The sequence below is a fragment of the Nonomuraea sp. NPDC049625 genome (genome assembly GCF_040675285.1).
In the GTDB taxonomy this organism is placed as follows: domain Bacteria; phylum Actinomycetota; class Actinomycetes; order Streptosporangiales; family Streptosporangiaceae; genus Nonomuraea; species Nonomuraea angiospora_A.
On the sequence record NZ_JBFAOQ010000012.1, the window covers coordinates 20,065 to 33,958 of the forward strand.

Annotated in this window: 15 protein-coding genes; 10 read left to right on the plus strand and 5 right to left on the minus strand. The window is 72.8% G+C overall.

The genetic code is table 11. The features are described 5' to 3' along the window. Positions 1–8 precede the first annotated feature (8 nt). The 4 genes from AB0J87_RS40655 to AB0J87_RS40670 all read left to right on the plus strand — a co-directional run bounded on the left by AB0J87_RS40655 (position 9) and on the right by AB0J87_RS40670 (position 3,881). Positions 9–1,085 (plus strand): fumarylacetoacetate hydrolase family protein, encoded by a 1,077-nt coding sequence (locus AB0J87_RS40655; protein ID WP_363974975.1) that lies wholly within the window; start codon positions 9–11, stop codon positions 1,083–1,085. Next, positions 1,082–1,972, plus strand: a complete 891-nt coding sequence (locus AB0J87_RS40660) for an acetaldehyde dehydrogenase (acetylating) (protein WP_363974978.1) — start codon at positions 1,082–1,084, stop codon at positions 1,970–1,972. Before AB0J87_RS40655 ends, AB0J87_RS40660 begins: the two co-directional genes overlap by 4 nt. Further along, positions 1,969–2,988 (plus strand): 4-hydroxy-2-oxovalerate aldolase, encoded by a 1,020-nt coding sequence (gene dmpG, locus AB0J87_RS40665; protein WP_363974981.1) that lies wholly within the window; start codon positions 1,969–1,971, stop codon positions 2,986–2,988. The genes AB0J87_RS40660 and dmpG overlap by 4 nt, the downstream gene beginning before the upstream one ends. A 128-nt stretch (positions 2,989–3,116) precedes the next feature. Continuing rightward, entirely contained in the window at positions 3,117–3,881 is a 765-nt protein-coding gene (locus AB0J87_RS40670) for an SDR family NAD(P)-dependent oxidoreductase (RefSeq protein ID WP_363974984.1), read from the plus strand. Between the two features lie 11 nt (positions 3,882–3,892). Here AB0J87_RS40670 and AB0J87_RS40675 read toward each other — a convergent pair whose 3' ends face one another. Continuing rightward, a complete protein-coding gene (locus AB0J87_RS40675; RefSeq protein ID WP_363974987.1) occupies positions 3,893–5,173 on the minus strand; it encodes a serine/threonine-protein kinase in 1,281 nt (426 codons plus the stop codon). A 63-nt stretch (positions 5,174–5,236) separates the two neighbouring features. After that, on the minus strand, positions 5,237–5,857 hold the full coding sequence (locus tag AB0J87_RS40680; RefSeq protein WP_363974990.1) for a TetR/AcrR family transcriptional regulator: 621 nt from the start codon (positions 5,855–5,857) through the stop codon (positions 5,237–5,239). 93 nt (positions 5,858–5,950) lie between these two features. Between AB0J87_RS40680 and AB0J87_RS40685 the strand changes: the two genes are divergently transcribed. The 4 genes from AB0J87_RS40685 to AB0J87_RS40700 are packed head-to-tail and all read left to right on the plus strand — an operon-like array spanning position 5,951 to position 7,885. Continuing rightward, entirely contained in the window at positions 5,951–6,232 is a 282-nt protein-coding gene (locus AB0J87_RS40685; protein WP_363974993.1) for a hypothetical protein, read from the plus strand. Between the two features lie 36 nt (positions 6,233–6,268). Continuing rightward, a complete protein-coding gene (locus AB0J87_RS40690) occupies positions 6,269–7,408 on the plus strand; it encodes an alcohol dehydrogenase catalytic domain-containing protein (RefSeq protein WP_363974996.1) in 1,140 nt (379 codons plus the stop codon). Positions 7,409–7,450: 42 nt separating this feature from the next. Beyond that, complete coding sequence (locus AB0J87_RS40695) at positions 7,451–7,612, plus strand: hypothetical protein (protein ID WP_363974999.1); 162 nt, start codon at positions 7,451–7,453, stop codon at positions 7,610–7,612. A gap of 24 nt (positions 7,613–7,636) precedes the next feature. Beyond that, on the plus strand, positions 7,637–7,885 hold the full coding sequence (locus AB0J87_RS40700; protein WP_363975002.1) for a tautomerase family protein: 249 nt from the start codon (positions 7,637–7,639) through the stop codon (positions 7,883–7,885). Between the two features lie 8 nt (positions 7,886–7,893). Here AB0J87_RS40700 and AB0J87_RS40705 read toward each other — a convergent pair whose 3' ends face one another. Beyond that, positions 7,894–9,081: an ROK family transcriptional regulator gene (locus AB0J87_RS40705; protein ID WP_355199908.1), complete on the minus strand. Its 1,188-nt coding sequence runs from the start codon at positions 9,079–9,081 to the stop codon at positions 7,894–7,896. 107 nt (positions 9,082–9,188) lie between these two features. On the opposite strand from AB0J87_RS40705, the gene AB0J87_RS40710 reads away from it, so the two are divergent. Both AB0J87_RS40710 and AB0J87_RS40715 read left to right on the plus strand, forming a co-directional pair. Then, positions 9,189–12,725, plus strand: a complete 3,537-nt coding sequence (locus AB0J87_RS40710; protein WP_363975005.1) for an alpha-N-acetylglucosaminidase TIM-barrel domain-containing protein — start codon at positions 9,189–9,191, stop codon at positions 12,723–12,725. Between the two features lie 79 nt (positions 12,726–12,804). Then, positions 12,805–13,035 (plus strand): hypothetical protein, encoded by a 231-nt coding sequence (locus tag AB0J87_RS40715; protein WP_350735747.1) that lies wholly within the window; start codon positions 12,805–12,807, stop codon positions 13,033–13,035. A 67-nt stretch (positions 13,036–13,102) separates the two neighbouring features. Here AB0J87_RS40715 and AB0J87_RS40720 read toward each other — a convergent pair whose 3' ends face one another. Both AB0J87_RS40720 and AB0J87_RS40725 read right to left on the minus strand, forming a co-directional pair. Next, on the minus strand, positions 13,103–13,495 hold the full coding sequence (locus tag AB0J87_RS40720) for a DUF3147 family protein (protein ID WP_363975009.1): 393 nt from the start codon (positions 13,493–13,495) through the stop codon (positions 13,103–13,105). Further along, positions 13,492–13,833, minus strand: a complete 342-nt coding sequence (locus AB0J87_RS40725) for a DUF3147 family protein (protein ID WP_363975011.1) — start codon at positions 13,831–13,833, stop codon at positions 13,492–13,494. The genes AB0J87_RS40720 and AB0J87_RS40725 overlap by 4 nt, the downstream gene beginning before the upstream one ends. Between the last annotated feature and the right edge of the window lie 61 nt (positions 13,834–13,894).

Sequence of the window (13,894 nt, forward strand, 5' to 3'; positions counted from 1 at the left end):
CGCTGCCGATGAGGCCGACAGTCGCCGCCGCCCTGCGCGCCCGCCCCGCCGGCGAGGACGACTGGACGGCGCTGCGGCGGGCGCTGGACGCCGTCGTCGAGCTCTATCACCAGGACCCCGCCGGCACCCTCGCGACGACCCGCCTCATCAAGGACACCCCCGCGCTGTGCGCGCGAAGCCTCGACAGGACGCGCGGCCCGTTGTTCCCCCGGCCCGCCTGGCGGGACGGTTCGCTTGCCCGGCGTCGCCTTCGAGCAGCAAGGTCTGCCCGGGAGAACAACGGAAGGATCACGATGGACCCTCGTTCCACAGGTGACGCCGTGGCCGGGCTGCTGGATGCGTACGCCACGCGGACCCCGATCGCGCCGCTCACCACGACATACGCGGACATGTCGGTTTCTGATGCGTACGAGATCCAGCTCGCGCAGGTGGAGGCGTGGCAGGCGGGCGGCGCCCGGATCGTGGGGCACAAGGTCGGCCTGACCTCGGCGGTGATGCGCCGCCAGCTCGGGGTGGACCAGCCCGACTACGGTCACCTGCTCGACGGCATGGCGTACATGGACGGCGCCCCCATCGACGCCGCGCGCTTCCTGCAGCCGCGCATCGAGCCGGAGATCGCCTTCGTCCTCAAGAGACCGCTGGCAGGCCCGGGCGTCACGGCCGCGACGGCGGCGGCCGCGGTGGACTTCGTGCTGCCGGCCCTGGAGATCATCGACTCGCGCATCGCGGACTGGAAGATCACGCTGGCGGACACCATCGCCGACAACGCCTCCAGCGGCGGGTTCGTGCTCGGCACCCGGCCGACGCCGCTCGCGGACGCCGATCTGGCGCTGACCGGCTGCCTGCTGCACCGCAACGGCGAGCTGGTCCAGACGGGCGCCGGCGGCGCCGTACTCGGATCTCCGCTGAACGCGCTGGTGTGGCTGGCGAACGTCCTCGGCGAGCGCAAGGTGGCGCTGGAGGCCGGGCACGTCGTGCTCCCCGGCTCGGTCACCGCGGCCATCCCCGTCGAGCAGGGGGACATCGTGACGGCCACGTTCGCCGGGCTCGGCACGGTCACCGCGAACTTCAGGCAGGCGTCGTGAGCAGACTGACGGCGGCCATCGTCGGCCCCGGCAACATCGGCACCGACCTGCTGGTCAAGCTGCTGCGCAGCGAGGCCGTCGAGGTCCACTCCATGGTGGGCGTGGATCCGGGCTCGGACGGCCTGGCCCGGGCCCGTTCGCTCGGCGTCGAGGCCTCGGCGGGCGGCGTGGACTGGCTGCTGGCCCAGGACACCCTGCCCGACCTGGTCTTCGAGGCCACCTCCGCCAAGGCGCACGCGGCCAACGCCCCCCGCTACGCCGAGGCGGGGATCACCGCGATCGACCTCACCCCCGCCGCCGTGGGCCCGTTCGTGTGCCCGCCGGTCAACCTGGACACACTGTCGGACGCGCCCAACCTCAACATGATCACGTGCGGCGGGCAGGCGACGATCCCGATCGTGCACGCCGTCTCCCGCGTGGTCCCGGTGGCGTACGCCGAGATCGTCGCCTCCATCGCCTCCCGCTCGGCCGGCCCGGGCACGCGGGCCAACATCGACGAGTTCACCCAGACCACCGCGCGCGCCATCGAGACGGTCGGCGGCGCCGCCAAGGGCAAGGCGGTCATCATCCTCAACCCCGTCACCCCGCCGATGATCATGCGGGACACGGTGTTCTGCGCGATCCCCGCCGACGCCGACACCGCCGCGATCGGCGCGTCGATCGAGGCGATGGCGGCCGAGGTGGCCGCGTACGTGCCCGGCTACACCCTGCGGGCCGAGCCGCAGTTCGACCCGCCGCGCGACATCTGGAACGGCATGGCCCGCGTCGCCGTCTTCCTCGAGGTCCGCGGCAACGGCGACTACCTGCCGCCGTGGGCCGGCAACCTCGACATCATGACCGCCGCGGCCGCCCGCGTCGGCGAGCGACTCGCGAAGGTGGGCGCATGACCGGCAAGATCAGGATCACCGACTCCACCCTGCGCGACGGCAGCCACGCGATGGCCCACCGCTTCACCGAGGAGCAGGTACGCGGCGTCGTGCACGCCCTGGACGGCGCCGGGGTGGAGGTCATCGAGGTCACCCACGGCGACGGGCTGGGCGGCTCGTCGTTCAACTACGGGTTCTCGCTGGAGGACGACATCACGCTCGTCGCCGCCGCCGTGGACGAGGCGGAGAGCGCGAAGATCGCCGTCCTGCTGCTGCCCGGCCTCGGCACGGTCGAGGACCTGCGCAAGGCCCACGGCGCGGGGGCCTCCGTGGCGCGGATCGCCACCCACTGCACCGAGGCCGACGTGTCGCTGCAGCACTTCGCCGCCGCCCGCGAGCTGGGCATGGAGACGGTGGGCTTCCTCATGCTGTCGCACCGCATCGGCCCGGCCGAGCTGGCCGCGCAGGCCCGGATCATGGTGGACGGCGGCGCGCAGTGCGTCTACGTGGTCGACTCGGCCGGCGCCCTCGTGCTCGGCGAGGCCCAGGCCCGCGTCAGCGCGCTGGTCGGCGAGATCGGCCACCAGGCGGAGGTCGGCTTCCACGGCCACCAGAACCTCTCGCTCGGCGTCGCCAACTCGGTGCTGGCCACCCAGAACGGCGCCCGCCAGATCGACGGCGCGCTGTGCGCGCTGGGCGCAGGTGCGGGCAACTCGCCCACCGAGGTGCTGGTCGCCACCTTCGAAAGGCTCGGCATCCCGACCGGGGTGAACGTGCAGAGCGCGCTGGCCGCCGCCGAGGACGTGGTCAGGCCGTTCCTGAACCGCCTGCCGTTCGCCGACCGATCGGCGATCACGCAGGGGTACGCGGGGGTGTACTCCAGCTTCCTGCTGCACGCCGAGCGCGCCGCCGAGCGGTACGGCGTACCGGCCCACGAGATCCTGCAGCGGGTCGGCGAGGCCGGCTACGTCGGCGGCCAGGAGGACATGATCATCGACGTCGCCCTCCAGCTCGTCGAGGAGCGCGACCGGTCCTGACGGGTGCGAGGCCCCGCCTCGTCGCAGGTCCGGGGCCTCACGCGAGCCGCGCCGCCCCGAGACCGGGTCCGGCGGGCGGCGGAGTAATCTGCGAGGTGAATCACGAACGTGGCTGACGGAGGGCTTCCATGGCGGATCGGCTGAACGGCACCGTGGCGCTGATCACGGGAGCGTCGAGCGGCATCGGGGCCGCGACCGGGCTGGCGCTGGCCGCCCAGGGAGCCACCGTGGCGCTGGTGGCCAGGCGAGCCGACCGCCTGGAGGAGCTGGCCGACCAGATCCGCGGCCAGGGCGGGACCGCGCTGACGCTCGTGGCCGACGTCGGCGACGAACGGCAGGCCAAGGAGGTCGTGGAGCGCACCGCGACCGAGCTCGGACGGCTGGACACCCTGGTCAACAATGCCGGGGTGATGCTGCTCGGCCCGGCCGCCGACGCGCCGCTCGAAGAGTGGCAGCGCATGGTGCAGGTCAACGTGCTCGGCGTGCTCTACTGCGCGCACGCCGCGCTGCCCTACCTGGTACGGGCCGCCGCCGACGGCCCCCGCCAGGTGGCCGACATGGTGAACATCAGCTCGGTGGCCGGGCGGGTGGCGCGCAGCGGCAGCGGGGTCTACAACCTCACCAAGCACGGCGTGGGGGCTTTCAGCGAGTCGCTGCGCCAGGAGTTCGCCGGGCGGCACGTCCGGGTGTCGCTGGTCGAGCCCGGAGCGGTGGAGACCGAGCTGACCGGCCACAACCGCCCGCAGATCCAGGAGCAGATCAACCAGCGGTTCTCCTCCGTGGAGCGCATGCGGGCCGAGGACATCGCCGACGCGATCAGCTACATCGTGACCAGGCCCCGGCGCGTCGCGATCAACGAATTGCTGGTGCGCCCCACCGAGCAGGAGGGCTGAGCACCCCCTGATCATCCGGCCGGCCAGGTGAACCTGTTCGACACGACTCGTTCCCCGTCCGGCCCTTCGGCGACGATCCACACCTTCTGGCCGGTCGCGTTGCACGGGAACCGGTCGTCGGTGTGCTGCTCGCCGTTCTCGTCGCTGGTGAGCGTCGCTCCAGGGTTGAACGCCCCCCAGTTGTCGGTGTACGGCCGGAAGACGTACTTCGTGTTCGGCTTGAGGCCGGTGGCCCGGAACTCGACGAAGGCGCAGTTCTTCCGGCAACTGCCATAGGTCGTCGAGGGGCCTTTGGACACGACGATCCCCGCCTTTTCGCGGGGCGCGCCGGACGTCCGGGGCACCGAGACCGGCGGAGGAGCGGTGGGACGATCGTCGCGGTCGGCGAGCCAGGCGGTCCCGGTCGCGGCCAGCGCCAGGGCGGCCGCCCCCGCGGTGAGCGCCGGCCACCGGCGCCTGGCGGCATCGCGGGTCCGCCGCCACAGCGGGGGCGGGTCGGTGATGTCGCGCAGCGCGTCGCGGGCTCCGGCCGCGGCCGGCCGCCTGCCCGGCTCGCTCTGGAGCATCGCCGTCAGCACCGGACGCAGCGGCCCGATGTCCGCGCTCATCTCGATGACGCCGTGGTGTGCCGCCCATCCCGCCATTCGCCGGTCGTCGTCGGGGACGCGCTCGTCTCCTTCGCCGTGGGCCCAGGGGCGAGGGGGATTCCCGGCGACCAGCGCGTAGACGGTGGCGCCGAGCGAGAACACGTCGGAGGCCGGGGCCGGGCGGCCGCCGATGAGCTCGGGTCCGGCGTAGTCGGGCGTGTAGGAGATCGGGCGCTCGGGCGAGATCGTCTCCACGCCCCCGATCCGCCGCGCGGCGTCGAAGTCGGCCAGTTTCGCCAGCCCCTCGGCGTCCATGACGATGTTGGCGGGCTTCACGTCGCAATGGATCAGCCCCTTGCGGTGCAGCGCCGTCAGCGCGTCGGCGATCTGCGCGCCGATGCGGGCCGCCTCCTGGGGTGAGAACCTCCTGCCCGACAGGCTTCCGGCCGGCACCCGCTCCATGACCAGCCAGGTGCCGGCCCGAGGACCGTCGTCCACGGTCAGGACGTCGTGGACGGTGACGATGTGGGGATGGACGAGCTTGGCGAGAGCGCGGGCCTCACCCGAATGGGTGCGTTTGAGCACGACGGGGAGGTCCAGCTCCTCGTCATGGGCGAACAGCACCTCGGCCCTGCCCTCGGCGACGGTCGCCCCCCGCTCCACCCGGAATCGCGCGCCAAGTCCTTCGTCTCCGTTCAGCCGCAATGTGTCCGCCTCCACCGTGACCGCGACGTGCTCGTACCAGGGCGAAGCATCCCAGAACTATCGTCACTCGCGGTAGGTCGTTCGCTCGCCAGAGTGACAAGGACCGCCGGTCGCGTGCCGGACCAGTGCTTCGAGCTGGGCGGTGACATCGTCGAGGGGACGGATGTCGCGTTGGGCGCGGCACATCGCCACCGTGCCCTCCGTCGCCGCCACGATCAGGGTGGCCAGCTGGGCGGCCTGGGCCTGGCCGGCGCCGTGGTCGCGCAGTGACGCGGCGAGCATCCGTTCCCACGTGCCGAACACCTCGGCGGCCGCGTCGATCGCCTCGGGAGGGCCGTCGGCGGGAGGTTCTTCGACCGCGACGGCCAGGACGGGGCAGCCGGCGCGGAAGTCGCTGTCGAGGACGGTCTGCCGCCACAAGGTCAGGAACGCGCGCAGACCGGCCGCCGGGCCGGCCCGAAGCTCCCGCTCCAGGACCCGCGTGACCAGGTCGCCGGCGAACCGGACCGCCTCGGCGGCCAGCTGCTGCTTGCCGCGCGGGAAGTAGTGGTAGGTGGAGCCGAGGGGCGCGCCGGAGTGCGCGGCCAGATCCCGGACCGTGCTCCCGGCCAGGCCGCGCCGCCGGATCAGGTCGGCCGCGCCGAAGATGATCCGCTCCCGTGACCGCGGTTCCCGCTGTGCCATGTAGTACCCCAGGTTGATTATGACGTGCGTTATAGCCTACCGTGAGCAGCGGTTATAACGATCGTCATAACTCGTCCTCCCAGGAGGTGTCTCATGCCGATGATCCAGCTCACCGCCCCGTCCGGGGCGCTGACCGACCAGGGCCGGGCAGAGGTTCAGCGGGAGCTCGCGCGGGCGCTGCTGCGCTGGGAGGGCGCCCCGGACACGGCGTTCTTCCGCGCCCAGGCGTGGAGCCACCTGACCGAGCCGCCCGCGCGGGCGCAGACGACCGCCGAGGACGACCTGCCGCGCTTCCGCGTCGACGTCACCGTCCCGGAGGGGGCGCTGTCGGACCGGCGCAAGAGCGGGCTGGTCGAGGACGCCACGGATGCGTGAGACCGTGGGTACGGCGGTCGGTCCGCGAGCGCGGCGATGACCCCCGGCAGCGTGCGCGAACTCGTCTTCCTGCGCAGCGGCCGCCTCGCCTGGCGCGAACGTGCCGCGCCTCGACCGGCCAAGCCGGGCGACGCCGTCGTCCGCCCGTTCCTGGCCGGCCGCTGCGACGGCGACACCCTCCCGATCCACCGGCCGGTCTCACGAGCGCTGCAGGCGGGGATGGCACTCGGCCTGGTGGACCCGATCGTGGCTTCCATCTGCGGGAAGATCCCCTTCCAGGGGCCCTTCCCGATCGGCCACGAGTGCGTCGCCGAAGTCGTCGCCGTCGGGTCCGGCGTGCGGCGGATCCGGATCGGCCAGACCGTCGTCGTCCCCTGGGCGGTCTCCTGTGGCACCTGCCCCCGCTGCCTGGCCGGGCTCACCTCCAAATGCGCCACCACCACCCGAGGCACCCTCGCCGCCTATGGCTTCGGCCCCGCCAGCGGCCCGTGGGGCGGCATGGTCACCGACCGGATCCGCGTCCCCCACGCCGACCACATGCTCGTCCCCGTCCCGGACGGCGTACCGCCGCTTCGCGTCGCCGCGGCGAGCGACAACCTCGCCGACGCCTGGCGGACGGTCGTCCCGCCGCTCGCCCGCCGCGAAGGCGCAAAGGTGCTCATCCTCGGTGGCGGCGCCAAGAGCATCGGTCTGTACGCCGCCGGGCTCGCCGTCGCCCACGGCGCCGCGACCGTCCACTACCTCGACGACGCCCCCGGGCGGCGCCAGATCGCCGAATCCTTCGGCGCCGAGGCCCGTCCACTGTCGGGCCCCGTCCGTGACACGTACGACATCGTCGTCGAGGCCACCTCACGAGCCCCGGGCCTGCGCCGGGCGCTGGCCGCGACGGCTCCCGGCGGCGTGTGCACCGCGGTGGGCTACTACCTGGCGACCGGCACCCGCGTCCCCCTCATGCGCATGTACGCCACCGACACCACCCTCCGGGTAGGCGTCTCCCATGCCCGCGCCACCCTGCCCGACCTCCTGGAGTTCGTCCACCGCACCGGCTTCCCCGCCGAACGCGTCATCACCCTGCTCGCGGACTGGGACGACGCCCCCACGGCCTATGCCGCCCGTACCACCAAACTCGTCCTGGCCCGCGACCCGCTCCCGACCGGAAACGGGCCGACACCGTGATCAACCTGCACCACGCCCACCACCGACGAGCTGGAAACCGTCGTGGAACGGCTGCGCGCCATGGGCGTCCCGGTCACCGGCATCCGCCGCGAACCCACCGCCCGCCACGCCATGGCCGAGGGCCCCGACCGGCTCCTGCTGGAGATCTTCCAACCCGACCCCGCGGCCCTGCCCCCGGAGCTGCGGGCCTGTTTCGCCCTTTGAGGACGACCGTCACAGGAGGAAACGATGACAGTGATCACGGTGACCGCGCCGCAGGGACGGCTCAGCGTCGAGCAGCGGCGCGCGCTGGCCCGGACGCTGACCGACGCGGTCCTGGTGCCGGCCCCGTCCCCGGCGTGGTGGGTGAACTTCCGGGTGATCGAGGACGGCAGCTGGGCCTCGGGCGGCCGCGTCCTGTCGATCCTCGACCTGCTCGACACCGGGGTCTTCACCGAGGAACGCGCCAAGGCGGTGCGCGCGGCGCTGTCCTGCTGACCGCGAGGTCAGCAGCCGGCCAGGGTGTCGCGCCACACCTCGTCCAGGGCCAGCTGGATCGCGCCCGTGAGCACGGTGCCCTCGGCCAGCTCCGACAGCTCCACGCTCGGCGGGGTGAGGGTCAGGTCCTCGAGGTGCCGTGCGATGGCGTCCAGTAGGACCGCGCCGGCGCGGGCGATGCCGCCGCCGATCACGATCGCGTGCGGCGACAGCACGAGGACGGCGGGGGCGATCGCCTCGGCGAAGACGGCGGCGACCCGGTCGACGACCTCCACGGCCATCGGGTCGCCGTCGGCGGCGGCGGCGAAGACGGCGGCCGCGTCCGTCGCGCGGGCGAGCCCGGACTCCGGCTGGCCCGCGGCGCGGCGGCGGGCGAGATCGACGATCGCCTCGGCGCCGATCGCGCGCTCCAGCGGCCCGCGGCCGTCCCCGGCCGGGTCGGGGAGGTCGCCGATCGGACGGATGAAGCCGATCTCGCCGGCCTGGCCCGCGCCCCGGTGCAGCCGCCCGTCGATGACGACCCCGGCTCCGAGCCGCTCGCCCCACTGAACCGCGAGCAGGGTGCCCGCGCCGGTGTGCTGGCGGACGGCCGCCAGCGCGGCCAGGTTCGCGTCGTTCTCCACCGTGACCGCGCACCTGAAACGAGCGCGCAGGCGTCCTGCGAGGTCGATCTCCGGCCAGCCCGGCACGCTCGGGGCGAACAGCACCCGGCCGGTGGCCACCTCGACGATGCCCGGGGTCGCCGCGGTGACCGCCGCGATCTGCTCGGCGGCCAGGCCGGCCGCCGCCAGAGCCGCGCCCGTCGCCTCGTCGACCGCCTCGAGCAGGTGCCGGGCACCACGACGGCCGACCGGCCGGCGGATCAGCGCGAGGCGCTCGCCGGCCAGGTCGGCGATCCCCGCCGTCACGGTGTGCGGGCCGACGTCCAGGGCGAGAACGGGCGCCGCCCGGCCGTTCAGCGAGAACCGCGTGGCCGGTCTGCCCACCGTGGCCTGCTGCGGCGCGACCTGCCGCAGCCAGCCGGCGGCCAGCAGGTCCTCCACCGCCTGGGCGACCGTCGGGCGGGTGAGCTCGGTCAGCCGGGCGAGTTCGGCCACCCGTACGGGCTCCGGCGCGCGCCGCCGGACCGCGTCGAGCACCGCGGCCCGGTTCATCCTCCGCAGGACCGGTGTGCCCGCCGGCCGCTCCTCCGTCATCAACGCCCCTCTTGACCTTCTGTCGTCTCCGGCTGAGTATATTTCGCAGAGACCTTACGAAAAGTCTTTACATAATAGGTTCGCCCTCCCGGAGGTGGCCGCCCCCCATGACACCGCAGATCTCCGCCGCCCCGTTACCGCGCCGACGGCGACCGCTCCTGGCGGCGCTCGCCGTCCTGCTCACGATGCTCGCCGTCCCGTTCGCCGCCCAGCCCGCGGCGGCGGCCGGCACCCCCGCGCAGGAGGCGTCCGCCCGGCTCGACGGCCCGGCGGCGCAGGCCCTGGAACGGCTGATCGGGACCTCGCGCGCCAGGCAGGTCACTCTGCGCGCGATCGACAAGGGCACGGGCCGGGACCGGTTCGAGGTGTACGGCGAGAACGGCCGCCTCGTCGTCGCCGGCACGACGCCCGCGGTGCAGCTGACCGGTTTCGGCTACTACCTGCGCCAGGTGGCGCACGCCGACGTCTCGATCAACGGCTCCCAGGTGGACCTGCCCCAGCGCCTCCCGCTGCCCGCGGCTCCCATTGCCAAGGACTCCTCGGTGGACCATCGCTTCGCCCTCAACGACACCAACCAGGGCTATGCGGGGGCGTATCTGAGCTGGCCGGAGTGGCAGCGGCGGATCGACGTCCTCGCGCTGCACGGCATCAACGAGGTGCTCGTCTACGAGGGCCAGGAGGCGGTCTACCAGCGCACCTTCATGGAGTTCGGCTACTCCGACCAGCAGATGCGCGAGTGGATCCCGCAGCCGGGCCACCAGTCCTGGTGGCTGCTGCAGAACATGTGCTGCACCGACAGCCCGATCTCCCAGCAACTCATCGACCGGCGCATCGAACTCGGCCGCAAGATGGCCGACCGCCTGCGTTCCCTGGGCATCGTCCCCGTGCTGCCCGGCTATTTCGGCACCGTGCCGACCGACTTCAAGGTCCGCAACCCCGGCGCCAACACCGTGCCGCAGGGCACCTGGAACCAGCTCGAACGCCCCCACTGGCTCGACCCGACCGATCCGGTCTTCGCGCGCGTCGCGGCCACGTTCTACCGGGTGCAGACCGAGCTGTTCGGGCCCAGCACGATGTACAAGATGGACCTGCTGCACGAGGGCGGCACGGCCGGCACGGTCAACGTCGCGCAGGCGTCGCAGGCGGTGCAGCGGGCACTGAACGACGCCCACCCCGGCGCGCTCTGGACGATCCTGGGCTGGCAGAGCAACCCGCTCCCGGCGACGCTCCAGGCCATCGACCGGACCAAGATGTTCATCGTCGACGGCATCAGCGAGGAATCCGGCATCACCGACCGGGACAAGGACTTCCTCGGCACCGGGTACGCGTTCGGCACCATCTGGAACTTCGGCGGCCACTTCAACCTCGGCGCCCGCCTGACGCTGTGGAACCAGAAGTTCCACGCCTGGCGCGGCAAGTCCGGCACGGCGATGAACGGCATCGCGCTGATGCCGGAGGCCATCGACAACAACCCGGCCGCGGTCGCGTTCTTCGCCGACCTGCCGTGGCAGGACGGCCCGGTCGACATGCGGCAGTGGTTCGACGACTACGCCACCGCCCGGTACGGCGGCGACGATCCGCACGCCAAGGCGGCCTGGCGGATCCTCCTCGACACCGTCTACAGCTGGCCCGCCGGCGCCGACAGCCGGCACGTCACCGGCCTGTACGACGACGAGCCCGGCCTGGCGAACACCGGCTACCCGCTGCAGTACGACATCGCCGCCTTCGACAAGGCGCTCGACGAGCTGCTCCAGGTCGACCGGCGCCTGCGCGGCTCCGGCGCCTACCGCTACGACCTCGTCGACGTCGCACGGCAGGTGCTGGCCAACCACAGCCGGCTGCAGCTGCCCGAGATCCGCGCCGCCTACCGCGCCAAGGATCTCGACCGCTTCGAGCGCCTCACCGGCCAGTGGACGGACCGGATGCGGCTGATGGACCGGCTGCTCGGCACCGACGAGAACTTCCTGCTCGGCGCATGGCAGAAGGAGGCCCGACGGCAGGCCGCCACCCCGGCCGAGGCGGCGACCCTCGACTACAACCTGAAGTCGCTGGTCACGCTCTGGGCCTCCGGCGCCCGCCTGCAGGACTACGCCCGCAGGGAGATGAACGGTCTCGTCGGGCAGTACTACGCCAAGCGGTGGCAGCTGTTCTTCGACAGCCTGAAGACCGCGCTGCGCTCGGGCAAGGACTATCCCGAGCCGATCGACTGGATGGCCGTCGCCCAGGACTGGGCCAAGGCCGGCACCAAGCTCGCCTCCGAGCCGCGCGGCGACGCCTACACCGAGGCGAGCCGGGTGGCCGCGACGCCCGACGGCGCGGTGACCGTCGGGGCCGACCGCAAGGGCGTCAAGCCGGGCGGGACCGTACAGGTCACCGCCGTGTTCACCAACGACAACACGCTGCGGCCCACCGGCCGGGTGACGCTCCAGCTCAGCGCCCCGCGCGGATACCAGGTGCGGGCGACCTCGCCGACCCGCGCGGACCACGTCGCACCGCGCGACAAGCTCACCGTGACCTGGACGGTGACCGTTCCCGCCGGCGAGGCCCCGGGCGGTACCCCGGCGCTGGACGCCACCGCCTCCTGGCGCTCCGACGACGCCGAACAGCGGGACACGGCCTCGACCCGCCTGCTGGTCGCCGGAGCCGCGCCCGCGTCGTACCGGACGATGAGCAACACGCAGGCCGAGTTCGCTGCCACCGGCGACGGGATCGCGATCGCGGCGGGCGGCGCGGACCTGTGGCGGGAGTCCAACGAGCTGGCCACCGCCTACCGCGCGGACGCCCTGGCCGACGGGCAGCAGCTCGTCAGCACGGTGCTGCGCCAGGACGGCGCGTCGGACTGGACCCGGTCCGGGCTGGTGGTGAGCGACGACCTGGCCACCCCCGGGTCCACCGGCTACGCGAACATCGCCGTCACACCCGGCCACGGCTGCGTGTTCAGCTGGGATTCCGACGGCAACGGGCAGCTCGACTCGTACGCCGAGGTGGGCGGGTTCGCGCCGCCCGTACACGTGCGCGTCGGCAGGTCCGGCGACCGGCTCACCGGGTCGTGCAGCGGCGACGGCAGGAACTGGGCGGTGATCGGGGCGGCCCGCGTCCCAGGCGCCGCCGCCGCGCTCGACGCCGGGCTGTTCACCAGCGCGGCCAACCGGGACACCGGTCAGCAGGCGATCGCCGTGCTGACCGATCCCGCGCCTGCCCCGTCGACCGCCCGCGACGGCGCGCAGGACACCCTGCAGAGCCTCCGCAAGCCGGTCACGGCGCTGAGCTGGGAGCCGAACCGGGGCCCCGAGCACGCGAACGACGGCAGCCGGGCCAACTCGCCGTACTTCGCCAGCCAGATGACCTGGGACACGACCTGGTGGCAGGTCGATCTCGGGACGGTCGACGACGTCTCGCGCGTCAACGTGCGCAACTACGTCGGGGGCGGGCGCTACTACGAGTACCGGCTGGAGGGCAGCCTCGACGGCGTCACCTGGTACACCCTCGGCGGGCGCCGCGGCCCCCGGGCCGCGACCGACGCCGGGGACACGATGACCACCGAGGCGAAGGCCCGGTACGTACGGGTGATCGGCACGTACAACACCGCCAACCTGTCGTTCCACCTCACCGAGGTCAGCGTGTACGGGACGCCGGCGCAATGATGTTGACAGGTCACGTGATCCGGAGAGAATAAAGTTCGGTCGCGTTGCTTGAAGTTCACGTGCTCCTGGAGGGACCTTCGTGAGAGTTAAGCAGGGGATTGTCGCGGCGACGATGATCGCCGCCATGCTCGCCGTCGGCTCGACGCCGGCTCATGCCATTCCGCCGCCTCCACCGGGAGGCGACAACCTCACGGTCCTCAGTTACTACGCCGGGGACACGCTCGTCGGACAGCGCTGGTTCGGGTGCAGTCAGTCGGGCCAGTGGGGGTCGCTGGAGGGCCAGCTGAAAGTCACCTGGACACCCTGCTGAACACCCGCTGAACATGGGGCGGCCTGGCCGGCGTACGGCCAGGCCGCTCCCACGTCCGGCTGACGGCTCATCGGCCGCGGCGGGCGCCGAACGCCAGGTACAGCAGACCCGCGACGACCGCCCAGGCCACGGTGGCCACCGCCAGGACGAGCGGAGCTGGCAGCAGGGTCGCCAGCGCCCACACGCACGCGGCGAAGGTGATCATGCCCGTCGCGCCCAGCACCGCGCCGCGGGCGTCCTGGGCGGCCGGGTCGCGCCGATGCTCCTCCTCCTCGATGAGGGTCAGAGTGGCCGCGAGGATGGCGGGAAAGGCCAGGAACACTCCCCCCGCCACGGGCCCCCAGCGCAGCCCGACCAGCCCGGCGGCCACGGAGACGATCGCCCCGAAGGCGAAGCGCACCACCATCCCGCCTACCGGCGTGTCCCGCAGCTTGGCCGGCTGCAGCCGGATCGCGTTCATGTGATCAGCGCCCAGCCCGCGCCGGCGACGGCCGCCCACACCACGAGCGCCGTCAGCGAGCCCGCGAAGGCGCCCAGGTGGCGTACGAGCGGCACGGCCGCCGCGCAGTAGGCCACCAGCGCGACCGATCCGGCGATCATGCCGAGCGCGGACTCGTCGAGCTGATGTTCGCCCTCGTGCAGCACGGTGATGGTCATCCCGGCCAGGGCCACGGCGGGGGCGGCGGCGAAGATGCCGGCGAACCGCTTGGGCGTCAGCATCTCGCCGATCACCGCGAAGACCATCACGAGCAGGCCGCCGAGCAACCCGCGTCCTACGATCCACCACACCTCGCTCATCAGCGGCCCCTCTCGCCGTTCCGCTGCCCGCCGGCCGATCCGGTAACCCCCGATGAGGTAA